Source organism: Solimonas sp. SE-A11 (assembly GCF_030345715.1).
Classification (GTDB): domain Bacteria; phylum Pseudomonadota; class Gammaproteobacteria; order Nevskiales; family Nevskiaceae; genus Solimonas_A.
This window is the reverse complement of record NZ_JAUASX010000015.1, coordinates 44723-55569: the sequence shown is the minus strand read 5'-3', so window position 1 is coordinate 55569 and position 10847 is coordinate 44723. Positions and strand designations below refer to the sequence as shown.

Below are 10847 nucleotides of genomic sequence, written 5' to 3'. Positions count from 1 at the left end.
CCCCCCCCCCCCCCCCCCCCCCCCAATAGAAGCGTCCGTGCAGGAGATCACGAAGATGCCGACCAGAATCCTTTCCAGGGCGACGCTGCTGCTCGCCTGCGCCTTCGCGCCGCTGGCCACGCAGGCCGCGGAGTTCAATTTCAACATCGGCGATACCGCGTTCAGCGCGGTGCTGAACAATACCGTCACGCTAGGCGCGTCCTGGCGTATCGAGGAACGCTCCGACGATCTCGTCGGCAAGTCCAACCTCAATCCGGACGTCTGCAGTGGTGCCTACCAGTCCTGCCAGGGCGTGCACCGAGCGCAGAGCTATCCGGCGCAGCACCTGTTCGAAGCGCCTGGCATGGCGTCGATGAACTTCGACGACGGCAACCTGAATTACGACAAGGGTGACATCACCCAGGCGCCGCTCAAGTTGTCGCAGGACCTGAACATCAAGTTCGGCAACTACGGCTTCTTCTTCCGCGGCATCGGCATCTACGATGACATCAACTACCGCGGCTTCAAGGAGACCTATCCCAACAAGATCACCAACGAGAACTACCAGCAGGTCGGCATCACCGGCGACGCCGGTGTCGGCAACCGCTACTTCGCGCGCAGCTACGGGCCGGGCGCCCGGGTGCGCTCGGAACGCGACGAGGCCGAGGCGCGCGAGATCGGCATGCGCTACGACCTGCTCGACGCCAACTTCTACGGCGTCATGCCCTATCTCGATGGCGAGCGCGAGCTGATCTTCCGCGTCGGCCGCCAGACCGTGAACTGGGGCCAGAGCACGGTGGCGGTCATCAACAGCGTCAACCAGGCCCAGCCGGTCAACGCCAACAGCCTGTACCGTCTCGGCTTCGGCCTGCTGGAGGAGCTGTTCGTGCCGGTCGGCATGGTCCGCGCCAGCACCGAGATCGCCGGCGGCGTCAGCGTCGAGGGCTATTACCAGTTCGAATGGCAGCCGATCGAAATCCCAACCCCGGGCAGCTACATGTCCTTCGTCGACATCGGCACCGACAACCTGCGCGACTCGGTCAACGCTGCCTTCGGCGGCTCGGCCGACGATCCCGATCATCGCGGCTTCCAGCTCAACAGCCCGCTGGCGCTGATCACGCCGACCACGCTGACGCTGGACCGCCTGAAGGACAAGGAAGCCAGCGACCAGGGCCAGTACGGCGTGTCGCTGAAGTACTACGCCGACTGGCTCAACGACGGCACCGAGCTGGGCCTGTACTTCATGAACTACCACTCGAAGCTGCCCTATGTCAGCTTCTACTCCACCGATGCCAGCTGTGCGCGCCGCGAAGGCAACGCGATGGGCATCGACGCCACCAACACGCTGCAGTTCCTGGAGGCTTGCCCGAACCTGCCGGTGGCCAATCCCCGCGCCTCGATCCCGGTGCTGGCCGACATCGGCGCGCTGGCCCTGCAGCGCCCGGGTATCCTCGGCGAACTTGGCCTGGGCCTGGACCTGGGCACCGCCCTGGGTGGCATGACCAGCCTGCTGATTCCGCGCGACGGCCCGCAGAGCGATGCCGTGCCGCTGGATACCGCCAAGATTCAGATCGAGTATCCCGAGAACCTGAAGATGTACGGCTTCAGCTTCACCACCACGGCCGGCGACCTGTCGTTCCAGGGTGAAGTGTCGTACCGCCCCAACGTACCGCTGCAGGTGGCGCTGATCGACCTGGCGTTCGCCTCCTTCGGTCCGACGCTGACGCGCTGCCACGATGCTTCGCTGGGCTGCGCCGGCGCCAGCGCCGGCATCGGCTTCAACGAGCAGGGCCAGTACGTCATCTACGACCAGAACAACTTCGTCGATGCCAACGGCAACAACCCCTATCCGGACGCGGTCAACCTGATCGTGGGCGCGGCGCCGGGTTCGGCGCGTTCCTTCCCCAACTTCATCATTCCGTACCGTGGCGGCGTGGTCGGCGAGAACGCGCCGAACAGCTACATCCAGGGCTGGATCCCGGGCAAGGTGGCGCAATACAACATCGGCGCCACGCAGGTGCTCGGCGCCTCGGAGAACTGGATCGGCGCCGACCAGGTGATCCTTCTGTACGAACTGGCGGCGACGCACGTGCTCAACATGCCGGGCTTCGACCAGTTGCAGATCGAAGGCCCGCTGACCGCTACTACGCATGCCAGCGCCGGCGCCAACGGCAGCGGTGCCGACGGATCGCAACTGGCCTGCTCCACCAACCCGTCCTGCTCGATCGGCCCGGACGGCCTGCGCTTCAATCCCTTCCAGGCTCCGCGCAGCGCCTTCGCCGACGCCTTCTCCTGGGGATACCGCGTGGTCGGCCGCATCAGCTACGAGTCGGTGCTGCCGGGCATCAGCGTGCAGCCGCTGTTCATCTGGCAGCAGGACATCCAGGGCAATTCGCCGGGCCCGGCGGGCAATTTCGTGGAAGGCCGCAAGTCGCTGAACTTCCTGCTGGAGACCCGCTACGAGAAGTCGATGGCCTTCACCATCGCGTACAACACCTTCTTCGGCGGCGGCAAGAACAACCTCTACGCCGACCGTGACAACCTCGGCTTCTTCGTCAAGTACCAGTTCTAGAGGAACGACCATGTTTCGTCCGATCCCTGCCGTGGCCGTTCTGGCCGCCCTGCTGGCCGCCGCGCCCGCCCACTCCGCGGAGGCGCCCAAGCCGCGAGCGGCCGAGATGGCGCCGATGTCGGAGCGCAGCCTGCTGACGCGCGTGGTGGCAGCGGGCTCCGCCCTAGTCGCCGTCGGTGCGCGTGGCCATGTGCTGCGTTCCGAGGACGGCACCGCCTGGACCCAGGTGGCGGCCCCGGTGGATGCCCTGCTGACGTCGGTGTTCTTCGCTGACGCCCGCAACGGTTGGGCCGTGGGCCATGACGCCAGCATCCTGCACAGCGCCGACGGCGGCCGCAGCTGGAAGCTGCAGAACTTCCAGCCGGAGCTGAACCTGGCGCTGCTGGACGTGCTGTTCCTCGACGCCCAGCACGGGCTGGCCGTGGGCGCCTATGGCCTGATGCTGGAAACCCGCGATGGCGGCGCCCACTGGATCCGGCTGGATACGCCGCTGACGCAGGAGGGTCTGCACTTCAACGCCCTCACACGGCTCGGTGACGGCTCCCTGCTGGTGGTGGGCGAGGAGGGCATGATGGCCCTGTCGCGCGATGCCGGCGGCACCTGGGAGCGCCTGGCCTCGCCCTACGAGAGCTCGCTGTTCGCGGTGCTTGCGTCGGGTTCTTCAGGTGCGGTGGTCGCCGGACTGCGCGGCAATGCCTATCGCAGCGCCGACGTCGCGGCGGGTGACTGGCAGCGCGTGGATACCGGCAGCGTGCAGTCGGTGTTCGGCCTGGCGCCGATGCCGGGCGGCAGTGTCGGCATGGCCGGCCTCAATGGTTTTCTCGAGGTGGTGGACAGCGCGGGTCGCGTCCAGCCGCTGGACTGGCACCGCGCCGGCGCGCCGGCGGCGGTGGCCGGCCATGAGCTCGGGGCCTTCAGCCACCTGCTGGCCTGGCGCGGCGACCTGCTGACGGTCGGCGACAGTGGCGTGCAGCGCTGGTCGCCGGGCGCGCCCTGAGGCGCCTGCTTTACCCCAGGGGTAATTGAATGGCCGCTGCGGGCGAAGGAAACTGCCCGCGGACCGAAACACTGCAGGAGGCAAGGCCGCCCCGCTCGACGGGGCCGCTGGAGACCGTTCATGGCCGGAGATCTCGCCGATGTCGTCGCTTTTCCCCACCTGCTGCGTGACTGCCGCCGCGGGCGCCGCCTGTCGCAGCTCGATCTTGCCGTGGAGGCGGAGGTCTCGCAGCGTCACCTGAGCTTCCTCGAATCGGGGCGGGCCAAGCCCAGCCGGGACATGGTGCTGCAACTGGCGCAGGCCCTGGACTTGCCGCTGCGCGAGCGCAACCGCCTGCTGCAGGCGGCGGGTTATGCCGGGCTGTTTCCGCAGCGCCGGCTCGAGACCGGCGACATGGGGCCGGTGCGGCAGGCCCTGGAGCGCCTGCTGAAGCACCACGAGCCCTATCCGGCGGTGGTGGTGGACCGGGCCTGGAACCTGTTCATGGCCAACGACGCGGTGCCCCGCGTTTTCGGCCTGCTCGGCAACCTCGACGAGATCTATGCCCGTGTCTGTGGTGACGGCCCGCGCAATGTCCTGAAACTGACCCTGCACCCGCAGGGCCTGCAGCCCTACATCGCCAACTTCGCCGAGGTGGCCGCGCCGCTGCTGGCGCGCACCGCGCGCGAGGGCCTGGAGCATCCCGAGGTGCAGGCGGTGCTGGACGAGGTGCTGACCTACCCGGGCATCCCGTCGCGCTGGCGCGTGCAGGAGGTGCATCCGCTGCCGTTGCCGGTGCTGCCCACCGATTTCCGGGTCGGGCCGGTGAGCCTCAAGCTGTTCTCCATGCTCACCACCTTCGGCACGCCGCAGGACATCACCACCGACGAACTGCGCGTGGAGAGCTTCTACCCGGCCGATGCCGCCAGCGAAGCGCTGCTACGGCAGTTTGGCGGCGCCGCCCAGACCTAGACCTGACCGTCCCCCGGCGCTACCCTCGGGACATGCGCAAACTGGCCCTCCTGATCGCCCTGGTCCTGCCGCTGCCGCTGGCGGCGCAGGTCTACAAGTACACGGACGAAAAGGGCGTGGTGCACTACACCGACAAGGCGCCCGCCAAGGGCGCCAAGCCGGCCAACCTGCCGCCCCTGCATACCTATGCGCCGGTGTCCGCCCCGGAAGGCTCCGAGGCGGGCGGCAGCACGCCGGCGGGCGCCAAGCCCAAGGCCAAGGCCGAGTCGGCGGCCGTCGCCGGGGATTTCGAACTGCGGATCGTCTCGCCGGTGCAGAACCAGACCGCCCGCGATGCCAGCGGCACGCTGGCGGTGTCGGTGGAGGTTTCGCCGGGAATCCCCGACGGCTACCGGCTGGTCTACTACGTCGACGGCTCGCCCAACGGCGAACCCACCGTCAGCACCAGCACCACCCTCAGCGGCGTGGAGCGGGGCGAGCACAATCTCACGGTGGGCCTGCTGGACCCGGAGGGCAAGGAAGTGGCCCAGTCCGCGCCGGTAACCGTGTACCTGCGCCAGCCCACGGTGAAGAACCCGGTAGGTACCCGCCCGCCCCGTCCTGCACCACGTTGATGCACTAAAACGGTGCAAATTGCCCCGGACTGCGCTAGTCTGGGGCTGCTGCCTTTTGGCGCGACTCTTGCTGTATCCCGCGCATGAAATTCATTCCCCGCAGCTCATCGGTCCGGCCGGAGGACGTGCTGGACGGTCTGACGACGGCCGTCATCGGCCTGGACGAGCAGCTCTGCGTCACCTCGCTGAATTCGGCCTGTGAAAACCTGTTCGGCATCTCCCGCAAGCACGCTATTGGTGCGCCGCTGGCGGAGGCCATCCCCCACCTGGCGCCGCATGAGCTGAGGTTGCGCCGCTCGCTGGACAACGCCACCGGCTTCATCGAGCGCGAACTGCGGCTGCAGCGGGTTGGCGATGCGGCGGTCACCGTGGACTGCACCGTCACCCCCTTCATCCTGGGCCGCAAGCCGGGCCTGCTGATGGAAGTGCAGGCCCTGGATCGCCACCTGCGCATCTCTCGCGACGAACTGCTGCTGGCCCAGCACCAAGCCAGCCGCGAGCTGATCCGCGGCATGGCCCACGAGATCAAGAACCCCCTGGGCGGTATCCGTGGCGCGGCCCAGCTGCTGGAGCGCGAGTTCCCGGACTCCGAGCACCGCGAGTACACCCGCGTGATCATCCGCGAGGTGGATCGGCTGCAGAATCTGGTCAACCGCATGCTGGGCCCCAACCGCGCCCCGCAGAAGAACTGGCTCAACATCCACGAGGTGCTCGAGCACGTGCGCCAGCTGGTGCAGGCCGAGTCCTCCGGCGACATCGCCTTCCTGCGCGACTACGATCCCAGCATCCCCGAGGTCAGCGCCGACCGCGAGCAGATGATCCAGGCGGTGCTGAACATCGTCCGCAACGCCATGCAGGCGATAGGCGGCGAAGGCACGGTGACCTTGCGCTCGCGCACCCGCCGCCAGTTCACCATCGCTGCCGTGCGCCACAAGCTGGTCGTGCAGATCGACATCGAGGACGACGGGCCAGGCATTGCCCCGGCGATGCTGGAGAAAATTTTCTATCCGATGATCACCACGCGGGCCGAGGGCACCGGACTTGGCCTGCCGATTGCTCAGTATTTGATTCATTCCCACGGTGGCCTGGTCGAATGCAAGAGCCGGCCGGGCTGCACCGTGTTCTCCCTGTACCTACCCCTGGAATCGACATGACCGCCCCACTTCTCCGGGCTTTGCTGGACGACGGATCGACCGGCAGCCACCAACCGCAGTCCCGTGGAGTGTCGCCTTGAGCGCCGCACTGCGCGTCTGGGTGGTGGACGACGACGAGTCCATCCGCTGGGTGCTCGAACGCTCGCTGGCGCGTGAAGGCATGCGCGTGGAGAGCTACCCCGGCGCCGCCGAGCTGCTCGACGCCCTCAACGACGACACGCCCGACGTGCTGATTTCCGACATCCGCATGCCCGGCGTCAACGGCCTGGAGCTGATGCAGCGCGTTCACCGCTCCAAGCCGGAACTGCCGGTCATCATCATGACCGCCCACTCCGATCTCGACGCCGCCGTGGCCAGCTACAAGGGCGGCGCCTTCGAGTACCTGCCCAAGCCTTTCGACGTGGACGGCGTCGCCTCCCTGGTGCGCCGAGCCGCGCGCAAGCTGGAAGAGCCGGCCGAGCCGGCGGGCCTGGAGTCCAGCGCCGACATCATCGGCGAGGCGCCGGCGATGCAGGACGTGTTCCGCGCCATCGGCCGCCTGAGCCAATCCAACATCACCGTGCTGGTCACCGGCGAGTCCGGCACCGGCAAGGAGCTGGTGGCCCGCGCGCTGCATGTCAACAGCCCGCGCGCCTCCAAGCCCTTCATCGCCATCAACACTGCGGCGATCCCCAAGGACCTGCTGGAATCGGAGTTCTTCGGACACGAGCGCGGCTCCTTCACCGGCGCTGCCACGCAGCGCAAGGGCCGCTTCGAGCAGGCCGACGGCGGCACTTTGTTCCTGGACGAAATCGGCGACATGCCGGCCGACCTGCAGACCCGCCTGCTACGCGTACTGCAGAACGGCGAGTTCTATCGCGTGGGCGGTGTCGCGCCGATCCGTGTGGACGTGCGCGTGGTCGCCGCCACCCACCAGGCGCTGGAGTCGCTGGTAAAGGACGGTCGCTTTCGTGAAGACCTCTATCACCGCCTCAACGTCATTCGCGTGCGGATCCCCGCGCTACGCGAACGCCCGGAGGACGTGCCGCAGCTGGCGCGCCACTTCCTGGCCCGCGCCGCGGAGGAGCTGAAGACCGAGCCCAAGCGTCTGCGGCCCGAGGTGGTGGAGCGCCTGAAGACCTTCGAGTGGCCCGGCAACGTGCGCCAGCTCGAGAACATCTGCCGCTGGCTCACCGTGATGGCGCCGGGCCAGGACATCCACCTTCAGGACCTGCCGCCGGAAGTGCGCCCCGCAAGCTACGCCGCCGCGCCTGCTGCGGCCCCGGTCGTGGCGGCCGTTGTGGCGCCGGTGCCGGTCATGCCCACGGCCACATCGGCACCGGTGGTGGCTGCACCCGTCACGGCCCCGGCCCCGCCGAGCGCGCCGCTGGCCGGCGCGTCGTCCGGTGCCTGGGACGAGGAACTGCGCCAGTGGGCCGATGCCGCCCTGCAGTCCGGCAAGGATGATCTGCTGGGCGAGGCGACGCCGCTGTTCGAGCGCGTGATGATCGAAGCGGCCCTGACCGCCACCCGCGGCCAGCGCCAGGAAGCGGCTCGCCGCCTGGGCTGGGGGCGCAACACGCTGTCACGCAAGATCAAGGAATTGGGTATGGGCGAAGACGAATAAATCTCCAAAGGAGATTTTTCGTCTTCGCGGGCGGCCAGGGATGGCCGCCCAGGGGTTTGCTCGAGTCACTGAAGTCTCGCCATGGATGGCGACCCCGCCCCAGGTTGGGAATCCCGGAGATTTTCGTCTTCGCGGGGGGCGGAGCGGCAGCGTCCCACCGCTAAACCACCGGCGCCTTCTGCTGCCTCAGCACCAGCTCCAGGCGGTTGCGCACACCGAAGATCGTCAGGATCGCGGTGACGTGTTCCTTCACCGTGTACTCGCTGATGCCCAGGGTGCGGGCGATCTGCTTGTTGGAGAAGCCGCCGAGCAGCGCCTCGTAGATGTGCCGCTGGCGCTCGGTCAGTGCTTCCTGCGGCGGCGCGCGCAGGCCGATCATCTCCTCGGAATCCACGAATACCTTTTCGCCCTCCTGGATCCGGCGGAAGCCGTCCAGCAGGTGGTCGATGTCGGCGTTCTTCAGCAGCAGGCCGCAGACACCGCGGCGGCGTGCCAGGTCCACCGCCTCCGGCTCCGGCGCGGCAGAGATCAGGATCACGCGCGACAGGCGCGGTGCCAGCCTCTCAAGCGAATCCTCGAAACGCATGCCCGGCAAATGCATGTCCAGGAACAGGTAGTCCCAGCGACCGTTCTGGGCCTCGGCGTCGAGCTGGTGCAGCGTGTCGATGCGCGCCTGTGGATAGCAGGCCTGCAGCAGGCTGCGCAGGCCGGCGCAGGTCATGGGGTGATCGTCGACGATCAGTAGGCGCATGGGTCGAGACTACAGCAGGCCGGCGGCGCGCAACGCGTCGTCGATGGAAGGGCAGCAGTTGGCAAAGACGATCCGTCGTCCACGGCACAGGCCGACGCTGCGATAGCGGCCGGTGTCGATGCGCTCCAGTTGCAGGACCGGCGAACCGTCCTCGGCATGGATGCGGAACAGCGCCGGCTTGCCGGACGGTATCTCCGCGCGATGCCAGAAGCTGCGGAACATGACCGGCAGTTGCTCCCGCACCCGCTCGAACGCCGCTTCGAGCTCGGCAGCCTCGTAGCGGGTATAGCCAGCGTAATGGGAGCCGTCGGCCATGGGTGGGCGAGCCTGGAGCGGAAGGGCTGCGCCATTAGACCCGCCGTGGTGGCCGGCGAGTACCCCTCTGTAGTGGGGGCGGCGTTCACGGCGCCATCCCGGCCAGGGTGCGCAGCAGCAGCTCCGGGGCTACCGGCTTGGTCAGCAGCAGCAGGCCCTCCTGCTCGGCACGCTGGTGAGTCTCGGGCGCCAGCTCGCCGGACACCAGCAGGCCACGCGCATCCGGCCATTGCGCCAGCCAGTCGGTGAGCCAGTCAATGCCGTCGCGTCCGCCGGGCAGGCGCACGTCGCAGAGGATCAGGTCGGGCGCCAGTGTCTCTTCCACCTGTGCCGGATCGCTGCGGTGGCTCACGCGCAGGCCCCAGTCGCCGGCCCAGGTGGCCAGCGCGCTCGCCGCCATCGGGTCGTCCTCCACCAGCAGCAGGTGACGCTCGCGCAGGCGCTGCAGCGGCGCGGCCTGGGGCACGGACTCCCGCGGCGCGAGCCCGCGCACGGGCAGGGCGATCAACGCCGTGGCCGGCAGCAGCAGGGTGAAGCGGCTGCCGCGGCCGGGCCACGAGCGCAGCAACAGCCGCGCGCCGAGCAGGTTGGAGGCCTCCTGCACGATGCTCAGGCCCAGGCCGATGCCCTGGCTGCGGTCACGGGTGGGGTTGTGCAACTGCACGTAGGGTTTGAATACCTCGGCCACCTGCTCGGCCGGGATGCCGATGCCCTGGTCCTGCAGCGCCAGCTCCACCGAACCGCCGCGCCGCCGCGCCGTGAGCAGCACCGCGCGATCGGGCGTGGAGAACTTGATGGCGTTGTCGAGCAGGTTGTGCAGCACGCGGCCCAGCAGCACCGGGTCCGTATCCAGGGCGCGCTGCTGCAGGCGCCGGTCGATGCGCAGCCGCAGCCGGATCCCCTTGTAGCCGGCGATCTGCCGGTGTGCCGCGATGGCACGCGGCAGCAGCTCCAGGAACGGGGTCGGCTGCAGATTGAGGCGGTAGGCGCCGCCTTCCAGCTTCGACAGGTCCATCAGGCTGTTGAACTGGTCCGACAGCGCCTGCCCGGCTTCCAGTACACGGTCCACCAGCTCGCGGCTTTCCTCCCCCGGCACGCGCATGCGCAGCGCGTGGCTGGTCAGCATCAGTGCATGCAGCGGCTGGCGCAGGTCATGGCTGGCCGCCGCGAGGAAGGCCGACTTCTCGCGGTTGGCGCGCTGCGCGCTCTCCACGGCAATGCGCTGTTCCTCGATCAGGCGGTCCTTCTCCTTCTCCAGCATCAGCGTGCGGGCATTGCCGTGATGGCGCAGCAGCACCGCCTGGATGATGGTGGCATGGAAGAACACGAACATGATCGCCAGCTGCAGCCAGTTGTCGGCAAAGGTCTGGCGCAGCGAAGGCAGCAGGAACAGCAGCGAAACCAGCGAGGCCGAGCACACATGCGCCAGGCCGAAGGACGCCATCGAGGAAGCCGACACGCTGACGCCCATGTAGATCATCACGATCATCAGGTTGTGCCCGGCCGGCGCCGGCACCAGCAGGAAACCCAGCGCCCCCCAGATGGCACCCAGCATCACCCCGCCATGCAGCAGCGCCAGCCACTCGCCCATGCGCAACTGCGCCAGCGGCAGCACCGGCGCGCTGAGCTGCTGGTAGTGGCGCCGCATGGCCAGGCCGATCATGCCGTTGGCGATGCTAATCGCCAGCCAGCCGAGCAGGAAGCCGTGATCGTTGACGTCCCAGCACAGGCCGGCCACCACCGCCACCGCCAGCGGCGAGAGCCAGGGGCGCAGGCTGCTCCAGCCCAGCGCCAGCATCTCGGTGGCGAGCGGCGGCGGGTAGGCCTGGTAGTTGAACAGCGCAAAGGGCGGACGCATGACGGCAACCGGTGATCCAGGGTGGCACAGTAACCGGGTCCCCGGGGAAG

General features: G+C 68.3%; 9 protein-coding genes. 6 read left to right on the top strand and 3 right to left on the bottom strand.

The features are described from left to right. The first annotated feature begins 55 nt into the window (after nt 1-55). From QT386_RS16530 to ntrC, 6 genes are all read left to right on the top strand, one after another. Nucleotides 56-2551, top strand: a complete 2496-nt coding sequence (locus QT386_RS16530) for a DUF1302 family protein (RefSeq protein ID WP_289274844.1) — start codon at nt 56-58, stop codon at nt 2549-2551. 10 nt (nt 2552-2561) lie between these two features. Next, entirely contained in the window at nt 2562-3548 is a 987-nt protein-coding gene (locus QT386_RS16525) for a YCF48-related protein (RefSeq protein ID WP_289274843.1), read from the top strand. Between the two features lie 120 nt (nt 3549-3668). Continuing rightward, entirely contained in the window at nt 3669-4499 is an 831-nt protein-coding gene (locus QT386_RS16520) for a helix-turn-helix domain-containing protein (RefSeq protein WP_289274842.1), read from the top strand. Nucleotides 4500-4531: 32 nt separating this feature from the next. Further along, entirely contained in the window at nt 4532-5113 is a 582-nt protein-coding gene (locus tag QT386_RS16515) for a DUF4124 domain-containing protein (RefSeq protein ID WP_289274841.1), read from the top strand. Between the two features lie 83 nt (nt 5114-5196). Next, a complete protein-coding gene (gene glnL / locus QT386_RS16510) occupies nt 5197-6267 on the top strand; it encodes a nitrogen regulation protein NR(II) (protein WP_289274840.1) in 1071 nt (356 codons plus the stop codon). A gap of 76 nt (nt 6268-6343) precedes the next feature. After that, nucleotides 6344-7873 (top strand): nitrogen regulation protein NR(I), encoded by a 1530-nt coding sequence (gene ntrC / locus QT386_RS16505; RefSeq protein WP_289274839.1) that lies wholly within the window; start codon nt 6344-6346, stop codon nt 7871-7873. Between the two features lie 160 nt (nt 7874-8033). Here the strand turns inward: ntrC and QT386_RS16500 are convergent, their stop codons facing one another. The 3 genes from QT386_RS16500 to QT386_RS16490 form a co-directional block, all read right to left on the bottom strand. Beyond that, on the bottom strand, nt 8034-8624 hold the full coding sequence (locus tag QT386_RS16500; RefSeq protein WP_289274838.1) for a response regulator transcription factor: 591 nt from the start codon (nt 8622-8624) through the stop codon (nt 8034-8036). Nucleotides 8625-8633: 9 nt separating this feature from the next. Further along, the gene (locus QT386_RS16495) at nt 8634-8939 is read right to left on the bottom strand and encodes a hypothetical protein (RefSeq protein ID WP_289274837.1); all 306 of its coding nucleotides are present in this window, start codon (nt 8937-8939) and stop codon (nt 8634-8636) included. Nucleotides 8940-9024: 85 nt separating this feature from the next. Next, nucleotides 9025-10797: an ATP-binding protein gene (locus QT386_RS16490; RefSeq protein WP_289274836.1), complete on the bottom strand. Its 1773-nt coding sequence runs from the start codon at nt 10795-10797 to the stop codon at nt 9025-9027. Nucleotides 10798-10847 lie beyond the last annotated feature (50 nt).

Bases quoted from the DNA above. Each gene is read 5' to 3' on its own strand.
- QT386_RS16530 (WP_289274844.1), top strand. From the start codon at position 56: ATGCCGACCAGAATCCTTTCCAGGGCGACGCTGCTGCTCGCCTGCGCC.
- QT386_RS16525 (WP_289274843.1), top strand. From the start codon at position 2,562: ATGTTTCGTCCGATCCCTGCCGTGGCCGTTCTGGCCGCCCTGCTGGCC.
- QT386_RS16520 (WP_289274842.1), top strand. From the start codon at position 3,669: ATGGCCGGAGATCTCGCCGATGTCGTCGCTTTTCCCCACCTGCTGCGT.
- QT386_RS16515 (WP_289274841.1), top strand. From the start codon at position 4,532: ATGCGCAAACTGGCCCTCCTGATCGCCCTGGTCCTGCCGCTGCCGCTG.
- glnL (WP_289274840.1), top strand. From the start codon at position 5,197: ATGAAATTCATTCCCCGCAGCTCATCGGTCCGGCCGGAGGACGTGCTG.
- QT386_RS16500 (WP_289274838.1), bottom strand. From the start codon at position 8,624: ATGCGCCTACTGATCGTCGACGATCACCCCATGACCTGCGCCGGCCTG.
- QT386_RS16495 (WP_289274837.1), bottom strand. From the start codon at position 8,939: ATGGCCGACGGCTCCCATTACGCTGGCTATACCCGCTACGAGGCTGCC.
- QT386_RS16490 (WP_289274836.1), bottom strand. From the start codon at position 10,797: ATGCGTCCGCCCTTTGCGCTGTTCAACTACCAGGCCTACCCGCCGCCG.